The sequence below is a fragment of the Oryzihumus sp. genome (genome assembly GCF_054325275.1).
The window spans coordinates 1-25,313 of the sequence record NZ_JBTCWL010000059.1; the positions used below are offsets into that span (position 1 = coordinate 1).

Genomic DNA, 25,313 nt, shown 5'->3' on the forward strand with positions numbered 1-25,313 from the left:
GGGGCCGGATGGCTCCGGCCCCGCGGCGGTGGTGTTGTCGTGCTCCGACATCACTTCTTGCTCTCGGTCTCGTCGTCCACGACCTCGGCGTCGATGACGTCCTCGTCAGCGGCGGCGTGCGCGTGCTGGCCGTCGGCGGAACCGGCACCGGCCCCGGCGGAACCGGCGCCCTCCCCCTCGGCCTGCGCCGCGGCATACATCGCGGTGCCGAGCTTCTGGGACTCCTCGGACAGCTTCGTGGTCTTGGCGGAGATGTCCTCCGGCGTGGCGCCGGAGCCGTCCTTGAGGGCGTCCTTGAGGTCGGCCAGCGCCGTGTCGACGTCGCCACGGCCGTCGGCCGGGATCTTGTCGCCGTTGTCGGCCAGGAACTTCTCGGTGGAGTAGACCAGCTGCTCCGCGGTGTTGCGGGCCTCGGCCTCCTCGCGGCGCTTGTGGTCCTCGGCGGCGTGCGCCTCGGCGTCCTTGACCATGCGCTCGATCTCCTCCTTGGGCAGCGCGCTGCCGCCGGAGATCGTCATCGACTGCTCCTTGCCGGTGCCGCGGTCCTTGGCGGAGACGTGCACGATGCCGTTGGCGTCGATGTCGAAGGTGACCTCGATCTGCGGCACGCCGCGCGGCGCGGGGGCGATGCCGGTCAGCTCGAAGGTGCCCAGCGGCTTGTTGTGCTGGGCGATCTCGCGCTCACCCTGGAAGACCTGGATCAGCACGCTCGGCTGGTTGTCGTCGGCGGTGCTGAAGACCTCGGAGCGCTTGGTCGGGATGGCCGTGTTGCGCTCGATGAGCTTGGTCATCAGGCCGCCCTTGGTCTCGATGCCCAGGGACAGCGGGGTGACGTCGATGAGCAGGACGTCCTTGCGCTCACCCTTGAGGACACCGGCCTGCAGGCTGGCGCCGACGGCCACGACCTCGTCGGGGTTGACGCCCTTGTTGGGCTGCTTGCCGCCGGTCAGCTCGGTGACCACCTGGGAGACGGCGGGCATGCGGGTCGAGCCACCCACGAGCACGACGTGGTCGATCTGGCTGACCGAGATGCCGGCGTCCTTGATGACCTGGTGGAAGGGGGCCTTGGTGCGCTCGAGCAGGTCGGCGGTCAGCTTCTCGAACTGGGCGCGGGTCAGCGTCTCGTCGAGGTGGATCGGGCCGTTCTCGGTCATCGAGAGGTACTGCAGGCTGATGTTGGTGCTGCTCGAGGAGGAGAGCTCCTTCTTGGCCTGCTCGGCGGCGTCACGCAGGCGCTGCATCGCGATGCGGTCGTTGGCCAGGTCGACGCCGGTGTTGTTCTTCACCGTGGTCAGCAGGTGCTTGACGATGCGCTCGTCCCAGTCGTCACCACCGAGGTGGTTGTCGCCGTTGGTGGCGCGGACCTGGATGGTGGAGAAGCCGTCCTCGGGGTCCTTGCCGACCTCCAGGAGGGACACGTCGAAGGTGCCGCCACCGAGGTCGAAGACGAGGATGAGCTCGTCCTCCTTGCCCTTGTCGAGGCCGTACGCCAGCGCGGCCGCGGTCGGCTCGTTGATGATGCGCAGGACGTTGAGGCCCGCGATCTCGCCGGCCTCCTTGGTGGCCTGGCGCTGGGCGTCGTCGAAGTACGCCGGGACGGTGATGACCGCGTCGGTGACGGGCTCGCCGAGGTAGGCCTCGGAGTCGCGCTTGAGCTTCTGCAGCACTCGGGCGCTGATCTCCTGCGCGGTGTACTGCTTGCCGTCGATGTCGGCGGACTTCCAGTCGGTGCCGATGTGGCGCTTGACCGAGCGGATGGTCCGGTCGACGTTGGTGACCGCCTGGCGCTTGGCGATCTCGCCGACGAGCACCTCGCCGTTCTTGGCGAACGCGACGACGCTCGGGGTGGTCCGGCCACCCTCGGCGTTCGCGATGATCGTGGGCTCACCGCCCTCGAGGACGGCGACAGCGGAGTTGGTGGTGCCGAGGTCGATGCCGACCGCACGAGCCATGGTGGTTCTCCTCTTCCTGAGGGTCGAGCTGGGTGCTGAACGGGTGGTTCAAAGCCTTGAGTGCCTGACGCTCAATCTGCGAGGAAGCGCCCGGTCTTGTCAAACTCGCGCTCCGCAAACTTGCGTCTACTCGGCTCAACTTCGTCCGCCGAGCGAATGTTCCCGCACCCGGGCGTGTCTCCGGGACGGGATCCCTCCGAGGCTCAGCCGAGCAGGGACACCAGCGCCGGTATGCCGGCCACGGCCAGTCCCAGCGCGGTCATCGCCGTGTCGGCCGCGGTCCACGGCGCAGCCTCGGCCCACGTCCGGCCCCCGCCACGGGAGAAGCCCCGGGCCTCCATCGCCACCGCCATGCGCCCGGCCTGACGCAGGGTCTGGACCAGCAGCGCGAAGGTCAGCGCGCTGAGGTGGCGGGCGCGGGCGACCGGGGAACGCCCCGGGGCCAGGCCGCGGACCCGGTGGGTCCTGGCCAGCTGGTCCCACGTGCTGCCGAGGGCGTCGAACCGCTGCAGGGCCGCCACGGCGGCGATGACCGGCCGGGCCGGCAGGTGCACGCGCTGGGCCAGGTGGTCGCCCAGCGCCGAGGGGTCAATGCGGGCGGCGAGGGCCACCCCGGGGAGCACGAAGAACGCGACCCGGAGCCCGGCGGTGGCACCGGAGGCCCAGGAGTGGTCGACGCTGAGCAGCCAGTTGGAGAAGCCGACCGAGACGACGGCGAGCAGCCCGGGGGCCAGGGAGCGCAGCGGGGTGTGGGTGCGGCCCAGCACGAACGGGGCGAGCGCCAGCTCCGCCGCCAGCGCGACCAGCGCCGTGCGCAGGTCACGGATGAACGGGGCGCCGGCCAGGAGCAGGGCCGAGGCGAGCAGTACCGACAGCGGACCGCTCCGTGCGGCGAGGCCGCCCCACCGGCCGGCCCCCCGGGCAGCTTCGCGTGTCCTCGCGGCAGCCGGAGTGGCGTCCGGGGTGGCGGCAGAGCTGGTTGCCGGTGTGGTGGCCGGGGTGGCGGCAGAGCTGGTTGCCGGTGTGGGGGCCGGAGCAGCTGCCGGGGTGAGCCGCACCTCGCGGTCGGCGACCGCGACGAGGTGCGGGTCGTGGGTGGCGACGACCACGCCCAGGCCGGCGTCCCGCGCGGCGAGCACCACGCCGGCCACGGCGGCCCAGGTGAGACGGTCCTGGCCGACCGTCGGCTCGTCGAGCACGAGGACCGCGGGCCCGTGGGCGAGGGCACCGGCCAGGGCGAGCCGGCGCATCTCCCCGCCGGAGAGGTGGTGGGGGTCGGCGCCCGCGACGTGGGCGAGCCCGAGGGTGTCCAGCAGGCCGTCGGCCCTGGCCGCGGCCATGGCCTCGTCCTGCCCGAGGCGCCGGGCGGTTGCGAGCACGTCGTCACGGACCGTGCGCCCGACGACGGCGAGCTCGGCCTGCTGCGGCACCCAGCCGACCCTCGCCGCGAGCTCGGCCGAGCCCCAGGTGGCCGGCTCCGGCGCCACGGCCGCAGCGCCGGCCACCCGGGTAGGGGCTACCCCCGGAGCCGGTCGCGCCGCACGCAGCGAGGCGCCGGCCACCACCGACCCCGTCGTGGGAGCCTCCAGCCCGGCGAGCAGGCCGGTCAGCGTGGTCTTGCCCGCGCCGCTGGGTCCGGTCACGGCCACGACCTCGCCCGGGCGCACACCGGCCGTGACCTCCGCGAGCGCCAGCACCGGCCCGCCCGGTTGCTCCGGCACGCCCAGTCCAGCGCGAGGCGCGCGGGTCACGGTGACCGACGACGCCTCGACCAGTGCGTCCTCGACCGCCGGCGCCGCGCCGACGGGGGCGCACAGCCCCGGGTCGACGGGAAGCGGTGAGGGCGCTCCCTCCCCTGGCACCCAGACCCCGCGGGCGAGCAGCGAGGTCGTCTCGGCGGCCAGCGTCGCCCGCACCGGGCCGTCGGCGCACCGCGTGCCCGAGCCGTCGAGCACGACGACACGGTCGACCAGGTCCAGCCACGGCTCGACCTGGTGCTCCACCAGCACCAGGGTCGCGCCGGCATCCACCACCGCGTCCAGGACGGCCGCGCGCACCACGGCCGCCGACGACGGGTCGAGCATCGAGGTGGGCTCGTCCAGCAGCACCAGGCCGGGCCGCAGGGCGAGCACCCCGGCCAGGGCCAGGCGCTGGGCCTCCCCGCCGGAGAGGGCGCTGGTGGCCCGGTCCACCCCGTGCGGGAACCCCACCGAGCGCAACGCGTCGGCGACCCGGGCCCAGATGGCGGGGCGCGGCATACCGAGGTTCTCCGGGCCGAACGCCACGTCGCGCCCGACCCGTCCGGCCACCGAGGCGTCCGCGGGGTCCTGCACGAGCAGGCCCACCGCGGCACCGGCCGGCGGGGCCCCGTCCACCAGCACCGAGCCGGTCAGGTCCCCGGACTCGGTCGTTGTCAGCACACCGGCCAGGGCCCGCAGCAGCGTCGACTTGCCCGAGCCGCTCGGCCCGGCGAGCAGCATGCGCTCGCCGGGCTCGAGGGTCAGTGACAGGTCGGCCAGCACAGGCTCGCGCCGCCCGAACGGACGCCAGGTGAGCCGGTCGACCTCGACCCGCGAGCCTGCGGCGACCGGGGTGCCGAGACGGTCAGGAGAGGTGGTGCTCACGGACTTCCTGACCGGGCGGGAACGCGTTGAGCGCGCCGGAGCGGGCCAAGGCACGGACCAGCGCCCAACCGCCGAGACCGGCGACGAGCGCGCCGGAGACGACACCGAAGAGCAGGTAGAGCACCTTCCAGGTCGGCGAGTAGTCCGGCACGTAGGACCACCACTCGTAGCCGACGATCTCCAGCACGGCCGCGAGCGCGCCGCCCAGGGCCGCGACGACCCGGCCGAACCGGCGCCAGCGGACGGCGGCGAGCACCAGCTCGACGCCCAGGCCCTGGAGCACGCCGGAGAGGAGCACCGCGATGCCCCACTTGTTGCCGAGGAACAGCTCGACGTTGGCGGCGACGAGCTCGGTGAACAGCGCGGCGCCGGGGCGGCGCACGACGAGGCCGCCGACGACCGCCGGGACCAGCCAGACGCCGAGCGAGAGCTCACCGGCGGGCGGGAAGCCGGCCGTGGCGGTGCTGATGAGGGGGTAGACGACGGTGTCGAACCCCCAGAAGACGACGCCGAAGGCCACCGCGAGCATCGCGGCGGTCAGCAGGTCGACACCCCGCCAGGCCAGGAGCCGGCCCGAGGCGGGGATGGTGGTGCGGGCGGACGCGACGGCGCCCACCGGGGTCTGGTGCGTGGTCATGGGTGGTGTTCCTTCTCCCGTGGTGTCCTGTGGATACCTCGGGGAGGTGCGCACCCGGCATACCGGCGTCTGGCGTGCCACACGCAGGTATGCCGGGCACGCACCTGAGATTTCCCGACTCCCTTCGCCGGTGCTAACCGGAGCAGGTTCGAGGGTCTGCGGCGAACCGCACTCTCAGCGCTCAGGGCGCTCCCCTGTCGTTCTGCAGATGACGGTACACCCGTGGGCGTGACAGGCTCGAGGTCTGCAAGGCCCGACCATCGAGGAGGTTCGGCGTGGGCGCAGTGGCATGGAAGGTCCTCGGCACCGGTGCCGCCGTCGGGGCCGGCATCGTGGCCAAGAAGCTGGTCACGGCGGCCTGGAAGACGGCGACCGGCAAGGAGCCTCCGGCCAACCCGGAGGACCCCGAGGTGTCGTGGCCCGAGGCGGTCGGCTGGGCGGTCGCGTCCGGTGCCGTCGTGGGTGTCGCGCGCCTGCTGGCGACCCGCAAGGCCGCGCGCTACTACACCGAGTCCGCGGGACACCGGCCCAAGGGCCTGAACGAGGTCAGCTGAGGCGTGTGCTCCGATGTGAGACCCGCCCTTGTCGGGGTTGCGACGGTTTGAGACTATTCCCGGCGATCCTCACCCCACACCCTGCGGAGCGACCCTGATGGACCAGATGGGCGTCGATCCCGCGGTGCACCTGCTCTCCCGTGCTCAGGAGCATGTCGACCTGCTGATGGCGCAGGTGGAGGCTGAGGCCCAGGAGCTTCGCGCACGCGCGCGCGACGAGGCCGACGAGGTGCGGCGCACCGCCCACGAGGAGTCGGAGTCCCTGCGGTCCGAGGCCTCCCGGCTGCGCGAGGAGGTCGCCGAGCTCGAGCGCGCCGGGGCCCGTGCCCGCGAGGAGGCGCAGCGGCTGAACGCCGAGCGCCAGGCCATGCTCGACGATGCCCGCGAGGAGGCCCGGCAGATCGTCGCCGACGCCGCCGACCAGGCAGCGCTGGTCAACGACGTGGCCCAGCGTGCGGCCGAGGAGCTCGAGCGGGACAGCCGTGAGGAGGCCGACACCCTGCGCTCGCAGGCGCGGGAGGAGGCCCGCCGCGTCGTCGACGAGGCCGAGCGGTCCGTGGTCGATGCCCGCCGCGAGGCCGAGCAGGTCCGCGAGGAGACCGAGCGCTCGGCACAGGCCGCCCGGGCTGACCTCGCCGCAGAGGAGGAGCGCCGGCTGCACGAGGCTCAGGTGGCCGCCGACGAGATCCGCGGCTCCGCCGAGCGCGCGGCGTCCGAGCTGCGCGGGCAGTCCGAGGCGCAGGCCCACGACACGCGTGAGGAGGCCGCCCGCGAGGCGGCCCGGCTGCGCTACGAGGCCCAGGCCGAGGCCGAGCGGGTCCGCGACGAGTGCCAGCGCCAGCTGGAGGAGACCCACACCGCGGCCGAGGAGACCATGGCCGAGGCGGCCGAGCAGACCGCCTGGGTGAAGCAGACCGTCGAGGACCTGCTGGCCGGGGCGGAGGCCGAGGCCGGCCGGATCAAGGCCGAGGCGCACGCCGAGGCCGAGCGGATCATCGCCGAGGTCCGCGAGCGCGCCGCACTGTCGCTGAAGTCGGCCCAGGACACGGCCGAGCGGCGCATCGCGGCGGCGGAGCGTCAGGCCGAGCAGCTCGCCGGCGAGGCCCAGGCCTCCTTCGAGCTCGCCTCCGCCGACGCGGCCCGGCTCATCGACGACGCCGAGGAGCAGTCCGCCCGGCTGCTCAAGGACGCCACCGACCTGGCCGCCCAGCGCACCGAGCGGGCCGACCGCCGGCTGGCCGACGCCGAGTCCGGGGCGCGCGCCCTGCGCGAGAGCGCGGCCGAGGACGTCGGCCGCGCCCAGCGCGAGGCGCGGGAGATCCGCCGTGCTGCCCGGGAGGACGCGGCGCGGATCCTCACCGAGTCACGGGACGAGGCCGACGACCTGCGCGGGCAGGCCCGTCGCGCGCTGGAGGACGCTCGCAGCGAGGTCGAGAAGCTGACCGTGCGCCGCGACGCCATAGCCCAGGAGCTCGGCGGCCTGTCCGGCGTCATCGAGGCGCTCGCCGTGCCGGAGCGGACCACCCTCGCAGCCCTGGCCCTCCCGCCCGGCGACCCCGCGCCGGTTGAGCAGCCCCTCGAGGAGATCCCCGAGCCGCTGGTTGAGGATGTCGCCGAGCCGGACGAGGAGCAGTCCGCCGAGCCGGCCGACGACCACGAGGCCGGTGAGGCGGGGGATGACGCTCCCGTTGACGCTGCCGCCGAGGAGCCCGCGGACTGGTCCACCGAGGATCCTGCGGACGAGGTCGCCGACGAGCCTGCCGAGCCGCAGGACGTCCCTGCACAACCCGAGTCCCAGGACGTGGAAGCGGAACCGTTCGAGGCCGAGCCCGTCGAGGCCGCCGCCACCGACGAGGCCGGGGACGAGGTGGCCCGGGAAGAGCACTTGCCGGCCGCTGAGGTCCCGGCGCAGGAGTCGCCGCGCGACGTCGGCGACGAGGCGGCCACGGAGGCGTCGGTCGTCACCACGTCGGACCGTCCCGACGAGGCAACGCCTGAGTCGGACCGCCCCGACGAGGCGACGCCCGAGGCCGAGCCGACCCCACGTGAGGCGGCGGCATACGGCAAGACGCCGCAGGCGCGCCCGCTGCGCCTCGACCCCACCGTGCGGGTGACCTCGCCGTGGATGACGGCCGGGGCGACGCTGCAGGACGAGCCGACGCCGCAGCGACCAGTCCCGGAGGCCACGCAGGTCATCCGCGAGCCGCACCACGCCCCCGCTCCTGCGGCGGCCGACAGCACCGCCGAGCGCGGTGTCGCGGCCGGCACCAGCACCCCTGGTCACGCGGCCCCGGCCGACACCCCGGCCGAGGACGTCGACACCTCGGGCGCGGCGCTGCTCGCGGCCCTGGTGCGCCGCTCCCCGAGCCGGCCGGTGACCGATCCGGAGCCGTCCGACCGCACCATCCCGACCCTGATCCCAGTGGTGCCTGCCCCCCAGCCGCACCCCGAGCCCGCCCCCGTGGCGGCCACCCCGGCACCGGCCCCCGTGCCGGCAGCCGCACCGACGGCGCGGCCGTTGACGCTGGCCGAGCGGCTCGCCGGTCGCCGGCACCGCGCCTCCCACCCCGACGACCCCGCCTGACCCCGCCCCTCCCCCGAAGAATGACAAAGAGAAGGTCATGACTGACTCAACGCAGTTCCGCACCGTCCTCCGCGGCTACGAGCCCTCGCAGGTCGAGGAGCACCTCCGCTCGCTGACCGCTGCGCTCGAGAGCGCCCGCGCCGACGCGACCCGCCAGGCCGAGCGCGCCGAGCGGTTCGCGGACGAGGCCCAGAAGTGGCAGGGCCGGGCCCAGGCCAAGCAGGAGGCACCCTCGGCCCCGACGTTCGCCGACCTCGGTGAGCGGGTCGGCGAGATCCTGACCCTGGCCAACCAGGAGGCCGTCCAGATGCGTACGGAGGCCACCGCCGACGCGGCCGCCCAGCGCAAGGACGCCGAGGCCACGGCCAAGCGGGTCAAGGCCGACGCCGAGGCCCACGCCGCCGAGGTCCGCAGCGGGGCCGAGGCCCAGGCCGCCCAGCTCGTGGCCGAGGCCAAGCGCAAGGCCGAGAACGTCCTCGACGAGGCCGACCGCGACGCGACCGCCCGCCGTGAGGAGGCCGAGGCGATCTACGAGCAGCAGCGCGCCAAGTCCGCCAAGGCGGCCACCGACTTCGAGACCACCCTCGCCGAGCGTCGCGAGAAGGCCGCCGAGGAGTTCAAGGAGCGCTCCGCCGCGGCCGAGCGCGACCTCGCCGCCATGCAGGAGCAGATCGAGCAGACGCGCCGCGAGTCGGACGCCGCCGCCAAGGAGGCCTCGGCCCGGGCGACGCGCCAGCTCGAGCAGGCCCAGGCCCAGGCCGAGCTCATCGTCAGCGAGGCCAAGTCGCGCGCCGAGCGCATCCGCTCCGAGTCCGAGCGCGAGCTGGCCGCCGCCACGCAGCGCCGCGACTCGATCAACGCCCAGCTGACCAACGTGCGCCAGATGCTCGCCACCCTCGGCGGCGTCTCCCTGCCCGCCGCGCTGGAGGAGGCCACCGAGGCCCCGGCCCCGGCTCAGGCTCCGGCTCCGGCCAAGGCCGAGCAGCAGGTCGAGGTTGACCCGCACGCCACGCAGGTCATCGAGCGCCAGACCGCGCCCCAGGCCAAGCCTGCCGAGGCCAAGCCTGCCGAGGGCCAGGACGCCACGAGCTCTGACGAGTCCACGGACCGTCAGGCGGAGCCGGCCCGCAAGGGCTGACCTCCCGGGTCGGCGCCCCACGAGGGCGTCGACCCCGTCAGGCCACGACGGCCGGCTGCCTCGCTATCCGTGCAGCAGGTCGGTGCGGCCGAACATCTGGGCCGTGGCCCGGGCCGTCGGGGCGCCGGCGTCCGGGTCTGCGCCCGCAGCCATCAGGGCGGCGACCACCTCGTCCTCACCCTTGAAGATGGCTCCCGCCAGGGGGGACTGACCCCGGTCATTGAGCCGGTCGGGGTCGGCCCCGCGCCGGAGCAGCGCGGTCACCGTGTCGGCGTGCCCGTGGTACGCCGCGAGCATCAGCAGCGTGTTGCCGTGGCCGTCGGTCAGGTCGGCGGGGACGCCGCGGTCGACGTACGCCCCGAGGCGCGCCGCGTCGCCCGCACGGGCGAAGTCGAAGCAGGCGTGCGCGATCTCGACGAGCTCGGGTGGGGTGCTGCTCTCGCTCATCGCGCCAGCGTAGGACCGGCGCGGCAGACTGGGTGACCGTGACCGGGCCCCAGACGACAGAAGCACGCCTCGTCCACCCCGCCGACCCCGGACCGGGCTCCTGGCACCGGGACGCCGTGATCTACCAGATCTACCCGCGCTCATGGGCCGACGCCGACGGCGACGGGGTGGGCGACCTGCCCGGCATCACCGCCCGCCTCGAGCACCTCGTCGAGCTGGGCGTCGACGCGGTGTGGCTCTCGCCGTTCTACCCCTCGCCGCAGGCCGACGCCGGCTACGACATCTCCGACCACCGCGACGTCGACCCGCTCTTCGGGTCCCTCGCCGACGCCGACGCCCTGCTCGCCCGGGCGCACGAGCTGGGCCTGAAAGTCATCGTCGACCTGGTCCCGAACCACACCAGCGACGAGCACCCCTGGTTCGCAGCGGCCCTGGCCAGCCCGCCCGGCAGCCCCGAGCGCGCGCGATACGTCTTCCGGGACGGGCGCGGCCACGGCGGTGAGCTTCCCCCGACCAACTGGTCCAGCGCGTTCGGCGGCGCGGCCTGGACCCGGGTCGTCGAGGCCGACGGCCGACCGGGGCAGTGGTACCTGCACGTCTTCGACCGCCGGCAGCCCGACCTCAACTGGGACCACCCCGAGGTGCGCGCCGACTTCGAGGACGTGCTGCGGTTCTGGCTGGACCGCGGCGTCGACGGCTTCCGGGTCGACGTCGCCTCGGGGCTGGTCAAGGACCCCGCGATGCCGGACTGGCACGGCCCGCTGCGGGTGCAGGGCGTCGACGCCGACGGCCGGCCGCACCCCGCCCGCGACCAGGAGGGCGTGCACGAGATCTACCGTGCCTGGCGCCGGCTGCTGGAGGAGCACCCCGGCGACCGGGTGCTGGTCGCCGAGGCGTGGGTGGCCGACCTGGACCGCGTGGCGCGGTACGTCCGCCCGGACGAGATGCACCAGGCGTTCAACTTCGCCTACCTGCTGACGCCGTGGCGGGCGGCGGACCTGCGGCAGACGGTCGCGGAGTCGCTGCGCGCCAACGACGCGGTCGGGGCGCCCACCACCTGGGTGCTGTCCAACCACGACGTCGTGCGGCACGCCAGCCGCCTCGGCACCCCCGCCCGAGGCGGCCGGATGACCGGCATCGGCGCCGACGACCCGCAGCCGGACGGCCCGGCCGGGCTGCGCCGGGCCCGCGCGGCGACGCTGCTGATGCTGGCGCTGCCGGGCGCGGCCTACCTCTACCAGGGCGAGGAGCTCGGCCTGCCCGAGCACACCACCCTGCCCGACGAGGCCCGCCAGGACCCGACGTTCGTCCGGACCGGCGGCACCGAGAAGGGCCGGGACGGCGCCCGCGTGCCCATCCCCTGGGAGGCCGGCGGACCGTCGTACGGCTTCTCGGCCTCCGGGCGCAGCTGGCTGCCGCAGCCGCGGGAGTGGGCCAGGTATGCCGTGGACGCGCAGCGTGGCGTGCCCGGCTCGACCTACGAGCTGTATCGCGCGGCGCTGCGACTGCGCCGCGGGCGTCATCTCGGCCGCGGCGACCTGAGGTGGCTCGACGCGCCCGAGGACGTGGTGGCCCTGGGCAACGGCGACCTCGTGGTGCTGGCCAACACCGGGGAGCAGCCGGTCGCCCTGCCGGGCGGCGCCGAGGTGCTGCTGGCCAGTGACGACCTGCCCGGCGACGGGACCCTGCCGCCGGACACCACCGCCTGGCTCGTCCCGGCCTGAGCCTCAGCCCAGGTCGAGGGCGCGGGCCAGCGGGACCCCGGGGCGGTAGACCAGGTGCAGGTAGGACGGCGCATCCAGCACGGTGAGGTCGGCGCGGCTTCCCACGGTGACCCGCCCGATGTCGTTGCGCCGCAACGCTCTGGCGCTGCCGGCGGTGGCGGCGAGGAGTGCCTCGGCCGGGGTCAGGCCCATCTCGCGCACGGAGAGGGCGAGCATGAAGGGCACCGAGGAGCTGTAGCAGGTGCCGGGGTTGCAGTCGGTCGCCAACGCGAGGCTCACCCCGGCGTCGAGCAGCCGCCGGGCGTCCGGCCACGGGGAGCGGGTGGAGAACTCCACCCCGGGCAGCAGCGTCGCCACGGTGGCGGAGCCGGCCAGCGCGTCGACGTCGGTGTCCGTCAGGTAGGTGCAGTGGTCGACGCTGGCGGCGCCGAGCTCGACGGCGAGCTGCACGCCCGGCCCGTGGCCGAGCTGGTTGCCGTGCACCCGCAGCTCCAGCCCGGCGGCCCGCCCGGCCATCAGCACTTCGCGCGCCTCGTCGCCGGTGAAGGCGTGGGCGCTGTGCGGCTCGCAGAAGACGTCGACCCAGCGGGCGTGCGGCGCGCAGGCCTGGAGCATCGGGCCGGTGACCAGGGCGACGTAGTCCTCGCGCCGGTCGGCGTACTCCGCGGGGACGACGTGCGCGCCGAGGAACGTGGTCTCGGCGGTGACCTCGCGGGCCAGTCGCAGCGCGCGGGCCTCGTCCTCGACGGTGAGGCCGTAGCCGCTCTTGACCTCCACGGTCGTCGTCCCCTGGGCGCGCATCTCGGCGACCCGGGCGGCGAGCAGGCCGCGCAGCTCCTCGTCGGTGGCGGCCCGGGTGGCGGCGACCGAGGTGGCGATGCCGCCGCCGTCGTAGGGCGTTCCGGACATCCGGGCCGCGAACTCGGCGGCCCGGTCCCCGGCGAAGACCAGGTGGGAGTGGGAGTCGACGAAGCCGGACACGACCGCCCGGCCGCCCAGGTCGCGGCGGTGGTCGGCGTCCGGGGCCTGCCGCGCCGGCCCGACCCAGGCGACGTGGTCGCCGTCGACGACCACGGCGGCGTCGGTCAGCAGCCCCAGGGCGGAGCCGTCACCGAGTGCCGGGTCACCCGTGGCCAGCTCGCCGATGCCGGTGACCAGCGTGGTGCTCACATGTCCTCCCACAGGGGTTCGATCGCCTTGCGCAGCAACGCTCCCACGTCCCCGAGCCGGTGCAGGCCGGACTCGACCACGACCCGGCCGTCGACGAGGACGGTGTCCACGTCGGCGGCGGTGGCGGCCAGCAGCACCTGCGCCGGGTCGATGCCCGCGGTGCGCGGGCTGTCCAGGCGCACCGCCACGAGGTCGGCGCGGGCTCCGGCCTCGAGCCGGCCGGCGTCCTCCCAGCCCAGGCTGCCGTGGGCCGTCGCGGCGGCGAGCAGCTCGGCCGGCCGGAACCGCCCGCGCTGCAACGAGTCCAGCCGCTCGTGCATCTCCAGCGCCCGGGCCTCCTCGAGCAGGTCGATGAGGGCGTGCTGGTCCGAGCCCAGCGACAGGGGCGCCCCGGCGTCGCGCAGGGCCCGCGCCGGGCCGATGCCATCGGCGAGGTCGCGCTCGGTCGTCGGGCAGAAGCAGGCCGTGGTGCGGGTGCGTCCGAGCGCGGCGATATCGCCGGTCGTCAGGTGGGTGGCGTGCACCGCCGTGGTCCGCGGGCCAAGCACGTCCTCCGCATCGAGCAACGCGGTCGGCGTGAGGCCGTAGAACCCTTGGCACGCCTCGTTCTCCACGGGCTGCTCCGACAGGTGCACGTGCAGCGGACCAGCGGCGGGGGCCAGCCCCCGGGCGGCCTCGGCGACCGGGGCCAGGGCCTCACGGGGCACGGCGCGCACCGAGTGGATCGCGGCGCCGCGGCGCATGCCGTCCGAGGGCCTCAGCGCCGACAGCCGGGCCGCCCACCGCTCCACGGTCCCGTCGCCGAAGCGCAGCTGCTCCGCCCCGAGCGGCAGGTGCCCGTCGGCGGTCAGCCCGCCGGCGAGGTAGCACGCGTCCAGCAGGGTCAGCCGGATCCCGGCCTCGGCTGCGGCCTGCCGCAACGCCTCCCCCATCGCGTTCGGGTCGGCGTAGGGCACGCCGCCGGGCCCGTGGTGCAGGTAGTGGAACTCACCGACGCAGGTGATCCCGGCCAGCGCCATCTCGGCGTACGTCGCCCGCGCCAGCGCGAGGTAGGAGTCCGGGTCCAGCTGCGCCGCAACGGCATACATGCCCTCGCGCCACGTCCAGAAGGTGCCGCCGCCGGCATGGGTGCGTCCCCGCAGCGCCCGGTGGAAGGCGTGGCTGTGCGCGTTGGCCAACCCGGGCAGCACCACCCCGGGCAGCAGCGCGGCGTCCCCGACCGGGCTGCCCGGCGTCACGGACGTGAACCGGCCGTCGGTGACCTCGAAGGTCACCTCCCGGGCGAGCCCGGTGGGCAGCAGCGCGTATGCCGCGTGCCAGCGACGAGCGCCTCCCGCACCGCTCATGAGGCCAGCTCGCGCGCGACGGCGGTGAGGGCCTCGACGCCGGCGAGGCAGTCGGCGTGCTCGGCGTGCTCGGCCGGGGAGTGCGAGACCCCGGTGGGGTTGCGCACGAACAGCATCGCGGTCGGCACCCCGGCGGAGGCCAGGATCCCGGCGTCGTGCCCTGCCCCGGTGGCCAGGACCGGCGCGTCGCCGAGCAGGGCCGCCAGCCGCGCCGCCAGCGCCGGGTCGAACGGGGTCGGCCCGGTCCACGACTCCTCCACCGGACGCACACCGGCGCGCTCGGCGACCTCCTCCACGACCGCGCGCACGCCGCGCTCGGCCGGTCCGCGGGCGTCCAGCCACGCCGTGACGTGGGACGGGATCGCGTTGACTCCGTTGGGTTCCACGCGCACCTTGCCGACCGTGGCGACGCAGCCCTGACCGCTGGCAGCGTCCCGCGCGGCGGTGATCGCCGCGGCCAGGGACAGCATCGGGTCGTGCCGGTCCTCCAGCCGGGTGGTGCCGGCGTGGTTGGCCTCCCCGGCCAGGTCCAGGCGCCAGCGCCCGTGCGGCCAGATCGTCGAGCCGACCGCGACCGCCCGGTCGAGGTCGGCCAGCCCGCGGCCCTGCTCGACGTGCAGCTCGACGAACGTGCCCACCCGGCGCAGGGTCTCCTCGTCGCGGCCCAGGGCGCGCGGGTCGCGCCCGGCGGTGGTCATGGCCTCGGCCAGGGTGCGGCCGTCGCCATCGCGCAGCCCGCGGGCCCGGTCCGCGTCCAGCACGCCGGTGATGATCCGCGAGCCGGCGCAGGCGATGCCGAAGCGCGCGCCCTCCTCGTCGACGAAGTTCACCACGCCGATCGGCCGGGAGGGGCGGAAACCCTGACGCTGCAAGGCCTCCACGGTGGCGAGCGCGGTCACGACACCGAGCGGCCCGTCATACGCGCCGCCGTCGGGGACGGAGTCCAGGTGCGACCCGAGCACCAGGCCGGGCCCCTGTGCATCGGGGTCGCCCCACCACGCCCACTGGTTGCCGGCACGGTCGACCGTCAGGTCCAGCCCGCGCGAGGAGGCCTCCGCGGCGAACCACTCGCGCAGGTCGTGGTCGGTGCGGGTCCACGCGAACCGGCGGTAGCCGCCGGTCTGCGGGTCCCGGCCGACGGGGAGGAGCTCGGCCCACATGCCGTCGAACGTCATGTCATCAACCTAGGGTGGGAGTCATGTCTGAGGAACGGGCCACGGCGGCGATCGAGGCCACCGGTATCGCGCACACCATCACCCGGCACGGTCGGGTCGGCAGCCTGGCGGAGGCCGCCGCGGCCCGCGGGGTGCAGCCGGGCGACATCATCAAGACCCTCGTGGTGCGCCGGGCCGAGGACGACTACCTCTTCGTCCTCGTGCCCGGCGACCGCGAGATCTCCTGGCCCAAGCTGCGCGCGCTGCTCGGCGTCAACCGGCTCTCGATGCCCGACGCGGCGGTGGCGAAGGAGGTCACCGGCTACGAGCGCGGCACCATCACCCCGTTCGGCTCGACCCGCGCGTGGCCCGTGGTGGCCGACGCGACCGTCGAGGGCCGGACCATCTCGCTCGGCGCGGGCGCCCACGGGGTGGCGTTCACCGCCGACGGCAGCGACGTCATCCGGGTGCTGGACGCGCAGGTCGCCGACGTCACTGACCCTCTCGCATCGGCACCCTGACCCCGCGCTCGGCCGCGACCTGCTCGGCGAGGTCGTAGCCGGCGTCGACGTGCCGGATGACGCCCATGCCGGGGTCGTTGGTCAGCACCCGGGCCAGCTTCTCCGCCGCGAGTGCGGTCCCGTCGGCCAGGGACACCTGCCCGGCGTGGATGGACCGGCCGATGCCGACCCCGCCGCCGTGGTGGATGGAGACCCACGAGGCGCCGGAGGCGGTGTTGATCATGGCGTTGAGCAGCGGCCAGTCGGCGATGGCGTCGGAGCCGTCGAGCATCGACTCGGTCTCACGGTAGGGCGAGGCGACCGAGCCGCAGTCGAGGTGGTCGCGGCCGATGACGATCGGCGCCTCGAGCTCTCCGGAGGCCACCATCTCGTTGAACCGCAGGCCGGCCTTGTCGCGCTCGCCGTAGCCGAGCCAGCAGATCCGCGCGGGCAGGCCCTGGAACGCCACCCGCTCGCCGGCCGCCCTGATCCACCGGTGCAGGTGGTCGTTGTCCGGGAAGAGGTCGAGCACCGCCTTGTCGGTGGCCGCGATGTCCTTGGGGTTGCCCGACAGGGCCGCCCAGCGGAACGGGCCCTTGCCCTCGCAGAACAGCGGCCGGATGTAGGCCGGCACGAAGCCGGGGAAGGCGAACGCCCGGTCGTAGCCGCCGAGCCGGGCCTCGTCGCGGATCGAGTTGCCGTAGTCGAAGACCTCGGCGCCGGCGTCCATGAAGCCGACCATCGCCTCGACGTGCCTGGCCATGGAGGCCCGGGCCCGGTCGGTGAACTCCTCGGGCTTTGCCTCGGCGTAGTCGTGCCAGTCCTCCACCGAGAGGCCCTCGGGCAGGTAGGACAGCGGGTCGTGGGCGCTGGTCTGGTCGGTGACGATGTCGATGTCGACGCCGCGGCGCAGCAGCTCGGGGAAGACGGTGGCGCAGTTGCCGACGATGCCGATCGAGAGCGCCCGCTTGTCCGCCCTGGCCTGCAGCGCGGTCTCCACGGCGGCGTCGAGGGAGGGCGCCACCTCGTCGAGGTAGCGGTGCTCGACCCGGCGGCGCAGCCGTGACTCGTCGACGTCCACGACGAGGCAGACGCCGCCGTTGAGGGTGACCGCCAGCGGCTGGGCCCCGCCCATGCCGCCGCAGCCGCCGGTCAGGGTCAGCGTGCCGGCGAGGGTGCCGTTGAACCGCTTCGCCGCCACGGCCGCAAAGGTCTCGTAGGTGCCCTGGAGGATGCCCTGGGTGCCGATGTAGATCCATGACCCGGCCGTCATCTGGCCGTACATCGTCAGCCCCAGGTGCTCCAGCCGGCGGAACTCAGGCCAGTTCGCCCAGTCACCGACGAGGTTGGAGTTGGCCAGGATCACCCGCGGCGCCCACTCGTGGGTGCGCATGACGCCCACCGGGCGGCCGGACTGGACGAGCATCGTCTCGTCCTTCTCCAGCGTGGTCAGCGTGCGGACCATGGCGTCGAAGCTGCGCCAGTCCCGCGCGGCACGGCCCGTGCCGCCGTAGACGACGAGGTCGTCCGGCCGCTCGGCCACCTCGGGGTCGAGGTTGTTCATGAGCATCCGCAGCGGGGCCTCGGTCTGCCACGACTTCGCGGTGAGGGTGGTGCCGCGTGCGGCACGGACGGGACGGGCGCCTTCCATTGCAGTCTCCTTGGTCAGCAGCGGGTATGCCGCGTGGTCAGTTCAGGGGGCCGGTGACGGACTCGGCCGCGCGCACGGCGGCGCCGGTCGCGACGAGCTCGACGGCGTACTCGATCTCGGGGGCGAGGAAGCGGTCCCGGCCCGGGCCGGGGGCGACCTCGCGCAGCGCGGCCAGCACGGCGCCGGTGGCCGCGGCGGGCTCCAGCGGGGCGCGCAGGTCGATGCCGCGGGCTGCGGTGAGCAGCTCGATCGCGAGGACGCGGGTCAGCCCGTCGACCGCGCGGCGCAGCTTGCGGGCACCGGACCAGCCCATCGAGACGTGGTCCTCCTGCATCGCCGAGCTCGGGATCGAGTCGACGCTGGCGGGGGCGGCGAGCCGCTTCATCTCCGAGACGATCGCGGCCTGGGTGTACTGCGCGATCATGTGCCCGCTGTCCACGCCCGGGTCGTCGGCGAGGAACGCGTGCAGGCCATGGTTGCGCGAGACGTCGAGGAACCGGTCGGTGCGACGCTCGGACATGCTGGCCAGGTCGGCGGCGACGATGGCCAGGAAGTCCAGGACGTAGGCGACCGGCGCCCCGTGGAAGTTGCCGTTGGACTCCACCCGGCCGTCGAGGGTGACGACGGGGTTGTCCACGGCGGCGGCGAGCTCGCGCCCGGCGACCACGGCGGCGTGGTCGACCGTGTCGCGGGCCCCGCCGGCGACCTGGGGGGCGCAGCGCAGCGAGTAGGCGTCCTGCACACGGGTGCACTCCGGGCCGCGGTGGCTCTCCATGATCGGGCTGCCCTCGAGGACGGCCCGCAGGTTGGCGGCCGAGGCGGCCTGGCCCGGGTGCGGGCGCAGCGCCTGGAGGTCGGCGGCGAAGACCGCGTCGGTGCCCAGCAGTGCCTCGACGCTCATCGCCGCGGTGATGTCGGCGGTGGTCAGCAGCATGCGCAGGTCGGTGATCGCGAGCACCAGCATCCCGAGCATGCCGTCGGTGCCGTTGATCAGGGCCAGGCCCTCCTTCTCGCGCAGGGCGACCGGCGCGATACCGGCCGCCGTCAGGGCGTCCGCGGCATCGCGCAGGTGGCCGGAGCCGTCGCGGACGGTGCCCTCCCCCATGAGCGCGAGCGCACAGTGCGCCAGCGGGGCGAGGTCGCCGGAGCAGCCGAGGCTGCCGTACTCGTGCACCACGGGGGTGATGCCGGCGTTGAGCAGCGCGGCGTAGGTCGTGGCCACCTCCTCGCGCACGCCCGTGCGGCCCGTGGCGAGGGTGGACAGGCGCAACAGCATCAGCGCGCGCACGACCTCCCGCTCCACCTCGGCGCCGGAGCCCGCGGCGTGGCTGCGCACGAGGCTGCGCTGGAGCTGGGCGCGCAGGTCGGCCGGGATGTGCCGCGTGGCCAGGGCGCCGAAGCCGGTGGAGACGCCGTAGTGCGGCTCGACGTCGTCGGCGAGGTCCTCGATGACCGTGCGCGTGCGGCGGACCTCCTCCAGCGACTCGCTTGACAGCTCGACCCGGGCGTCGTGGCGCGCGACGGCGACGACGTCCTCGAACGACACCGGCCCCAGGCCGACGGTGACGGTGGCGACCTGCTCGGCGGGTCGCGCGGCGATCTCGGTGCTCATGCGCCCATTCCACCCGTGCCGCCGGGGGCCGACATCCTCTGCGGGCCGGGTTCTGTCTCGGATCCGAGACATCTCTGGGATCCTGTATGCCGTGCCGAACGCTCCCGCCGCCGCGCAGGCGCTCGCGGTGCTCAAGCTGCTGGCGCGGCACACCGCACCCGTACCGGCCGCGGCCATTGCCCGCGACCTGGACCTGCCCCGCTCGAGCGTCTACCACCTGCTGGCGGTCCTGCGCCGGGAGGGCTTCGTGGTGCACCTGCCCGAGGAGCGCCGCTGGGGCCTGGGCGTCGCGGCGTTCGAGCTCGGCTCGGCCTACTCCCGCCAGGCGCCCCTGGCCCGGGTCGCCCGGCCGCTGCTGGCCCGGCTGGTCGACGCCACCACCCACAACGCCCACCTGGCCGTGCTGCACGGGCGGGACGTGCTCTACGTCATCGAGGAGCGCGCGCCGGGCCGTCCCCCCCTGGTGACCGACGTCGGGGTGCGCCTGCCGGCGACCCTCACGGCGAGCGGCCTGGCCATGCTGGCCGCGCTGCCCCCGGCGCAGGTGCGCGCCCTGTTCCCCTCCCGCGACGCGTTCGTGCAGCGGCACGGGGTCGGCCCGGGGTCGCTCCCGGCGCTGCGCCGGGAGCTGGCCGAGGTCAGGCGCGCCGGGTTCGCCGCCGAGGACGGGTCGGTGACCCCCCACTTCGCCTCGGTCGCCTCGGCCGTCCTCGACCACAGCGGGCACCCGGTGGCCGGCGTGGCCGTGACCTTCCCCGCCGCGGAGGTGGACGGCCCCGAGCGGGCGGCGATGGCCCGGCAGGTCACCCGCGTGGCCAGCGAGCTCTCCCGCCGGATCGGTGGGCGCAGCGCCGCAGGAACCGCCACGTCGACGCTGTCCTGAGATGCCCGGTTCGTCCGGGCAACCGCTCTGTTCTCGTTGACCCCGCCCGGCCCGGGTCCTACGGTTTGCCTTCGGGGAGACACCGCCGGGGGGCGGTTCTGAGGGGTTTCGGGGGTAGGGCGTGAACCGCGATGGCGGACCGACGTTGTGGTGGGACGGCGAGATCCGTCCCCCCGAGGAGCGGGACGGGGACACGCGTCCCCAGGGAGATGTCACCTACGTCGTGGGCTCACCGTGGCGGCTGCGCCGCGGGGTGCTCGCCACGGCGTCGCTGACCCTGCTGGCCGCGGTCGGCCTGGTCTGCGCCACCACGACCTCGCTGATGGGCGACGAGCCGGCACCGACGGCGGCCCGCCACAGCGCCCGGCCCCGGGTCGACCAGGACGCGGCCCCGGTGAGCGGCGGCGCGGCGCGGGCGGCCGAGGTGCAGCCGGCCAGGCTGCCCACGTCGTCCTCCACCGCTGCCACTCCTGCGTCGACGTCGCCGAGCGGGCTGTCCGCCCCGCTCGCCCGGTCGCTGGACAAGGCCGAGCGGGCCGCCCGGGCAGCCGGGGTCACGCTCACGGTGACCTCAGGGCGGCGCAGCCGGGCCGAGCAGCAGCGGTTGTTCGACGCAGCCGTCCGCCAGTACGGCTCGGTGGCCAAGGCCCGCCAGTGGGTGCTGCCGCCATCGGAGTCCCGCCACGTCACGGGTGAGGCGGTCGACATCGGTCCCCGGTCCGGCGCCCGGTGGCTGGAGGTCAACGGCGTGAAGTGGGGCCTGTGCCGGCGCTACGTCAACGAGTGGTGGCACTTCGAGCGGCTGGCGCCGGCGATCGGGCAGGCCTGCCCGGCGCTGGAGCCCAACGCCGCCGGCTGACGCGACCCACGACCGCTCCGGGGCACGATGAACCCATGACCGGCACCCCAGGACCCGCGGCCACCGCGCTCGTCACCTGTGGTGGCACCTCCCGCCGGCTCGGCGGACGGGACAAGACCCGCGAGCCGCTGGGCGCGAGCACGGTGCTGGACCACCTGCTCGCCGCCCTGCCCGACGGGTGGCCGGTGCTCTGCGTCGGCGAGGAACGTCCGACCTGCCGTCCCGTCCGCTGGGCCCGCGAGGAGCCGCCGGGCGGAGGGCCGGTGGCCGCCCTCGCCGCCGGCCTGCCCCAGGTGGCCACCTCGACCTGCGTCGTCGTCGCCGGCGACATGCCGTTCGCCGGCCCGGCCGCCGCGGACCTGGCCGCCGCGCTCGAGGACTCGCCGGAGGACGACGCGGTGGTCGGCACCGACGGGACGGGGCGGGCGCAGCCGCTGCTCGCGGCATACCGGACCGGCGCGCTGCTGACGGCCCTGCCCGAGGACCCGGCCGGCGCACGGCTCATGGCCGTGCTCGACCGCCTGCGCACCACCACGCTCGAGCTGCCGGCCCCGCGCACGCTCGACGTGGACACCCCCGAGGCGCTCGCCCGGGCACGCCATATCGTCGGGGCATGAAGGCGATCACGATCCCCACGCCCGGCGGCCCCGACGCGCTCGTCCTCGCTGACGTCCCCGACCCCGAGCCCGGCCCCGGCGAGGTGCTGGTCGAGGTGGCGGCGGCGGGCGTCAACCGCGCCGACCTGCAGCAGCGGATCGGGGTCTACCCGCCGCCGCCCGGGGCGCCGGAGTACCCCGGGCTCGAGGTCAGCGGCACCGTCGCCGCGGTGGGCAGCGAGGTCACCGGCTGGTCCGTGGGCGACCAGGTGTGCGCCCTGCTGGCGGGTGGCGGCTACGCCGAGAAGGTGGCGGTGCCGTCCGGCCAGCTGCTGCCGGTGCCGTCCGGGGTCAGCCTGGTGGAGGCCGCGGCGCTGCCGGAGGTCGTGTGCACCGTGTGGTCCAACGTCTTCATGACCGCCAACCTGCTGCCCGGCCAGACGCTGCTCGTCCACGGCGGCTCCAGTGGGATCGGCACCATGGCCATCCAGCTCGCCCGCGAGATTGGCGCGCACGTGGCCGTGACCGCCGGGTCCTCCGACAAGCTCGAGGCCTGCCAGGCCCTCGGCGCCGAGATCCTCGTCAACTACAAGGACCAGGACTTCGTCGAGGAGCTCGACCGGGCCACCGCCGGGCACGGCGCCGACGTCATCCTGGACAACATGGGCGCGAAGTACCTCGCCCGCAACGTCCAGGCCCTGGCCACGAACGGCCGGCTGGTCATCATCGGCTTCCAGGGCGGCGTCAAGGCCGAGCTCGACCTGTCGGTGCTGATGCGCAAGCGGGCCGCGGTCATCTCCACCGGCCTGCGCGCGCGGCCCGTGGAGGAGAAGGCCGCCATCGTGGCCGCCGTGCGCGAGCACGTGTGGCCGCTCGTCGAGGCCGGCCGCGTCAAGCCGGTCGTGCACCGCACCTTCCCGCTGGCGCAGGCGCCGGACGCCCACCGCGAGCTCGACGCCGGCACGCACATCGGCAAGGTGCTGCTGACGGTGTGACCGCGGCGCCCCGCCGTCGTGCGGCCACGCGGGGTGGGGCCCGGCCGGGTGGTGCCGCTTAGCCCGTTTGCAGCGTCCGCCGCTCACCCCCGTGACGGACCCCCGCAGGCGGGGCCTTCCCTAGCCTCGTGACATGACCGGCCCACCGGTGGAGCAGAGCGCTCCCAGGACCCGGACGGCGCGGCTGGACCGGGCCCTCGCGGACGCTCATGCGCGCACGGTCGCGTCCCTGCCCGGCGGCGAGGTGCACCACCTCGGGCCGGCCCTGCTCACCGGGAGCCGGACGACCCTGCGCTCGATGAACGGCGTGTTCGCCTTCGACGCGCGGGCGTTCAACACCCTGCAGGACGAGCGCCAGCTCGACGCCTGCCTGGCCATCGTCTCGACCTACGACGTGCCGTGGAGCTTCAACGCGTGGGCCCACCTCGGCGGGCCGGTGCTGGTCGAGCAGCTCGCGCACCGGGGCCTGGTCGCCGCCGGCGAGGCGACGGCCATGTGGCGCGACCTGGTGCCCCGGAAGGTGACGGGCGCGGGATACCGGATCGAGGTGGTGCGGCGGCCAACAGCCGCACGTGAGTGGGCCCGGACCCTGATCGAGGTGTTCGCCATGGACCCGGCGCTGGAGCCGGTCCTGGCCGGCCTGGCGGTCCGCCCCGACGAGCCGGCCCTGGTCGCCCGCGTGGGCGGCCAGCCGGTCGGCGCGGTCGCCGTGCTCGGGGCCGACGACGTCAGCGAGCTGGGCTTCCTCGCGGTGCGCCGGGCCTGGCGCGGTCGGGGCCTGGGCCGGCGGCTGGCGCACGCGGCCGAGGAGCTCGCCGCCCGGCGAGGTAGCTCCGCGGTGGTCACGCTCGCGCCGCCCGGCGGGAGGCCCCTGTTCACGTCCCTGGGCTACGCCCCGGTCAGCACCGTCACGTTCATGGTCGCCCCCGCACCCGTCATGGCGGCGAGCGCCTGAGCCGGCGCAGGAGCTGAGGGGGTTGGCCGATTACTTACGCTCCCGTAACCTACGAGAGCGTAAGTAATCTGCGGAAGGAACCCCCATGACCCGCGTCTGGACCCAGACCGACCTGCTCCGCGAGCTCGACCAGGTGGTCGAGGGCGAGCTCAACCGGCACACCAAGGTCGCCAAGGAGTGGTTCCCCCACGACTACGTGCCGTGGAGCGAGGGGCGCAACTTCGACGGGCTCATGGGCGGTGAGCCGTGGAGCGAGGACGACGCCGACATCCCTGACGTCGCCCGCTCGGCGCTCATCGTCAACCTGCTCACCGAGGACAACCTGCCCAGCTACCACCACGAGATCGCGCTGATCTTCGGCCGCGACGACGCGTGGGGCGACTGGGTGCACCGCTGGACCGCCGAGGAGGGCCGGCACGGCATCGCGATGCGCGACTTCATGCTGGTCAAGCGCATGGTCGACCCGGTCGCGCTGGAGCGGTTCCGGATGCAGCACATGTCCCAGGGCTACGAGTCGGCCCACTCCGGTGAGCTGCTGCACTCGCTGGCGTATGTCTCCTTCCAGGAGCTGGCCACGCGGGTCTCGCACCGCAACACCGGCAAGTTCACCAACGACCCGATGGCCGAGCAGCTGCTCGCCCGGATCGCCGCGGACGAGAACCTGCACATGATCTTCTACCGCAACCTGCTCAACGCGGCCCTGCAGATCGCGCCGGACCAGACGATGCAGGCGATCCTCGAGGTCGTGAAGGGTTTCCAGATGCCCGGCACCGAGATGCCCGGCTTCCAGCGCAAGGCGGTCGAGATGGCCGTCGCCGGCATCTACGACCTGCGCCAGCACCGTGACGACGTGGTCATGCCGGTGCTGCGCTTCTGGAAGGTCTTCGAGATGGAGGGCCTGTCCGCCGAGGGCGAGAAGGCGCGCACCGAGCTCGCCGAGTTCATGGAGGGCCTGGAGAAGCAGGCCCTGCGATTCGAGGACAAGCGCGAGACGCTCAAGGCCCGTATGGCGCCCCGCTGAGTCCCCGGTCCCACCTCCGGACACCTCCCAGCCCGCGTTTCGCACCCGATCCCGGGTCGAGACGCGGGCTGGGGCGTGTCCGGACCGGTCAGGTCAGGGACTTGTGCCAGGCGTGCATGGCGAAGATCGTCTCCAGGCCGGCCCGGCGGTAGACCCCGGGCGCGCCGGTCGGGTTGTCGCTGTCGACCCCGAGCCGGACCCGCGCGTAGCCCTCACCTCGGGCCACCTCGTAGGCGTGGTGCAGCAGCGCCGAGGCCACGCCACGCCTACGGGCTGGCGCCAGCGTGCCGAGGCTCTGGATGTAGAGCGCGTCCTCGTTCGCCATGCGCCGGCTGGCGAGCATCACCGCCGCCGGCTCTCCGTCCAGCTCGGCCACGAACCACAGGCTCGGGTCGAACCCGGCACTGCCGCGCCAGCGGCCCATGAACGCCTCGTAGGCCTCCGGCTCCGTGCCCCAGTGCTCGGCGAAGCTCTCCTCCTTGAGCCGGTGCACCAGCCGGGTGTCGGCCTCGTCGTCGCGGCGCACCGTCCGGACCACCAGGCCGGGCACCGGCGGCGCCGGTCGCGGTGACGGCGGCACCTCCCCGCTCATCCGCCAGAACGTGCGCACCTGCTCGAAGCCGGCCGCCGCCAGGCGGCGCTCGTGGACCGTGTCGCCCTGGACCGACCCGGTGTCCAGCAGGGGCACCTCGCCGGACCATCCGGCATACCGCTCCCTGCCCCAGGCGGTGACCTGCGCCCACGCCACGGCGGCGATCACGTCGCCGTCCGGCTCGTCCAGCCCGGGGTGCACGTAGAGGTCCACCGGCAGGCGGGCGCTGTCCGGCCGCGGGCCGGTCCACCACCAGGCCACGACCTGGCCCGCGGAGTCCCGGGCCAGGCCCTGCTGACGCGGTTCGCCGGTCGCGGTC

The 25,313-nt window shown here is 74.7% G+C and carries 21 protein-coding genes and 1 riboswitch; of the genes, 11 read left to right on the forward strand and 10 right to left on the reverse strand.

Translation table 11 applies throughout. The features are described from left to right. Positions 1-50 precede the first annotated feature (50 nt). The 3 genes from dnaK to ACXVGS_RS14560 all read right to left on the reverse strand — a co-directional run bounded on the left by dnaK (position 51) and on the right by ACXVGS_RS14560 (position 5,213). Positions 51-1,952: a molecular chaperone DnaK gene (gene dnaK, locus ACXVGS_RS14550; RefSeq protein WP_458537094.1), complete on the reverse strand. Its 1,902-nt coding sequence runs from the start codon at positions 1,950-1,952 to the stop codon at positions 51-53. Between the two features lie 203 nt (positions 1,953-2,155). After that, entirely contained in the window at positions 2,156-4,576 is a 2,421-nt protein-coding gene (locus ACXVGS_RS14555) for an ATP-binding cassette domain-containing protein (protein ID WP_458537095.1), read from the reverse strand. Beyond that, positions 4,557-5,213 (reverse strand): ECF transporter S component, encoded by a 657-nt coding sequence (locus ACXVGS_RS14560; RefSeq protein ID WP_458530276.1) that lies wholly within the window; start codon positions 5,211-5,213, stop codon positions 4,557-4,559. Before ACXVGS_RS14560 ends, ACXVGS_RS14555 begins: the two co-directional genes overlap by 20 nt. A gap of 102 nt (positions 5,214-5,315) precedes the next feature. Next, a riboswitch (TPP riboswitch) is annotated at positions 5,316-5,419 on the reverse strand. Between the two features lie 69 nt (positions 5,420-5,488). Here ACXVGS_RS14560 and ACXVGS_RS14565 point away from each other — a divergent pair. The 3 genes from ACXVGS_RS14565 to ACXVGS_RS14575 all read left to right on the forward strand — a co-directional run bounded on the left by ACXVGS_RS14565 (position 5,489) and on the right by ACXVGS_RS14575 (position 9,489). Further along, on the forward strand, positions 5,489-5,767 hold the full coding sequence (locus ACXVGS_RS14565) for a DUF4235 domain-containing protein (RefSeq protein ID WP_458530277.1): 279 nt from the start codon (positions 5,489-5,491) through the stop codon (positions 5,765-5,767). 97 nt (positions 5,768-5,864) lie between these two features. Then, complete coding sequence (locus ACXVGS_RS14570) at positions 5,865-8,351, forward strand: hypothetical protein (RefSeq protein ID WP_458537096.1); 2,487 nt, start codon at positions 5,865-5,867, stop codon at positions 8,349-8,351. 37 nt (positions 8,352-8,388) lie between these two features. After that, positions 8,389-9,489, forward strand: coding sequence for a hypothetical protein (locus ACXVGS_RS14575; protein ID WP_458530279.1), 1,101 nt, complete (start codon positions 8,389-8,391; stop codon positions 9,487-9,489). Positions 9,490-9,552: 63 nt separating this feature from the next. Here the strand turns inward: ACXVGS_RS14575 and ACXVGS_RS14580 are convergent, their stop codons facing one another. After that, positions 9,553-9,936 carry an ankyrin repeat domain-containing protein gene (locus ACXVGS_RS14580; RefSeq protein WP_458531855.1) on the reverse strand — a complete coding sequence of 128 codons (384 nt, stop codon included), beginning with the start codon at positions 9,934-9,936 and terminating at the stop codon, positions 9,553-9,555. A 38-nt stretch (positions 9,937-9,974) separates the two neighbouring features. Between ACXVGS_RS14580 and ACXVGS_RS14585 the strand changes: the two genes are divergently transcribed. Continuing rightward, positions 9,975-11,660 carry a glycoside hydrolase family 13 protein gene (locus tag ACXVGS_RS14585; RefSeq protein ID WP_458530281.1) on the forward strand — a complete coding sequence of 562 codons (1,686 nt, stop codon included), beginning with the start codon at positions 9,975-9,977 and terminating at the stop codon, positions 11,658-11,660. Positions 11,661-11,663: 3 nt separating this feature from the next. Here ACXVGS_RS14585 and hutI read toward each other — a convergent pair whose 3' ends face one another. Genes hutI through ACXVGS_RS14600 form a run of 3 tightly spaced genes read right to left on the reverse strand, consistent with a single transcriptional unit; the run spans position 11,664 to position 15,351 of the window. Then, positions 11,664-12,830, reverse strand: coding sequence for an imidazolonepropionase (hutI, locus tag ACXVGS_RS14590; protein WP_458534476.1), 1,167 nt, complete (start codon positions 12,828-12,830; stop codon positions 11,664-11,666). Beyond that, positions 12,827-14,176: a formimidoylglutamate deiminase gene (locus ACXVGS_RS14595; protein ID WP_458537097.1), complete on the reverse strand. Its 1,350-nt coding sequence runs from the start codon at positions 14,174-14,176 to the stop codon at positions 12,827-12,829. Before ACXVGS_RS14595 ends, hutI begins: the two co-directional genes overlap by 4 nt. After that, positions 14,173-15,351: an allantoate amidohydrolase gene (locus tag ACXVGS_RS14600; RefSeq protein WP_458537098.1), complete on the reverse strand. Its 1,179-nt coding sequence runs from the start codon at positions 15,349-15,351 to the stop codon at positions 14,173-14,175. Before ACXVGS_RS14600 ends, ACXVGS_RS14595 begins: the two co-directional genes overlap by 4 nt. A 23-nt stretch (positions 15,352-15,374) precedes the next feature. Between ACXVGS_RS14600 and ACXVGS_RS14605 the strand changes: the two genes are divergently transcribed. Next, on the forward strand, positions 15,375-15,851 hold the full coding sequence (locus ACXVGS_RS14605) for an aminoacyl-tRNA deacylase (RefSeq protein ID WP_458530285.1): 477 nt from the start codon (positions 15,375-15,377) through the stop codon (positions 15,849-15,851). Here the strand turns inward: ACXVGS_RS14605 and hutU are convergent. Beyond that, entirely contained in the window at positions 15,823-17,481 is a 1,659-nt protein-coding gene (gene hutU, locus ACXVGS_RS14610) for a urocanate hydratase (RefSeq protein ID WP_458537099.1), read from the reverse strand. The genes ACXVGS_RS14605 and hutU overlap by 29 nt on opposite strands. 37 nt (positions 17,482-17,518) lie before the next feature. Beyond that, positions 17,519-19,093, reverse strand: a complete 1,575-nt coding sequence (gene hutH / locus ACXVGS_RS14615) for a histidine ammonia-lyase (protein ID WP_458530287.1) — start codon at positions 19,091-19,093, stop codon at positions 17,519-17,521. A 91-nt stretch (positions 19,094-19,184) separates the two neighbouring features. Here hutH and ACXVGS_RS14620 point away from each other — a divergent pair, with 91 nt between their 5' ends. From ACXVGS_RS14620 to ACXVGS_RS14645, 6 genes are all read left to right on the forward strand, one after another. After that, a complete protein-coding gene (locus ACXVGS_RS14620) occupies positions 19,185-19,976 on the forward strand; it encodes an IclR family transcriptional regulator (RefSeq protein ID WP_458537100.1) in 792 nt (263 codons plus the stop codon). Positions 19,977-20,097: 121 nt separating this feature from the next. Beyond that, positions 20,098-20,835 carry a D-alanyl-D-alanine carboxypeptidase family protein gene (locus ACXVGS_RS14625; protein WP_458534472.1) on the forward strand — a complete coding sequence of 246 codons (738 nt, stop codon included), beginning with the start codon at positions 20,098-20,100 and terminating at the stop codon, positions 20,833-20,835. Positions 20,836-20,870: 35 nt separating this feature from the next. Next, complete coding sequence (gene mobA, locus ACXVGS_RS14630) at positions 20,871-21,452, forward strand: molybdenum cofactor guanylyltransferase (protein WP_458530290.1); 582 nt, start codon at positions 20,871-20,873, stop codon at positions 21,450-21,452. After that, positions 21,449-22,426: an NAD(P)H-quinone oxidoreductase gene (locus ACXVGS_RS14635; protein ID WP_458532696.1), complete on the forward strand. Its 978-nt coding sequence runs from the start codon at positions 21,449-21,451 to the stop codon at positions 22,424-22,426. The genes mobA and ACXVGS_RS14635 overlap by 4 nt, the downstream gene beginning before the upstream one ends. A gap of 133 nt (positions 22,427-22,559) precedes the next feature. Beyond that, positions 22,560-23,381 carry a GNAT family N-acetyltransferase gene (locus ACXVGS_RS14640; protein ID WP_458530292.1) on the forward strand — a complete coding sequence of 274 codons (822 nt, stop codon included), beginning with the start codon at positions 22,560-22,562 and terminating at the stop codon, positions 23,379-23,381. 85 nt (positions 23,382-23,466) lie between these two features. After that, positions 23,467-24,402, forward strand: a complete 936-nt coding sequence (locus ACXVGS_RS14645) for an acyl-ACP desaturase (RefSeq protein WP_458530293.1) — start codon at positions 23,467-23,469, stop codon at positions 24,400-24,402. Positions 24,403-24,490: 88 nt separating this feature from the next. Here ACXVGS_RS14645 and ACXVGS_RS14650 read toward each other — a convergent pair. Next, positions 24,491-25,313: GNAT family N-acetyltransferase (locus tag ACXVGS_RS14650; RefSeq protein WP_458537101.1), on the reverse strand; the 823-nt coding region annotated here is incomplete at its 5' end.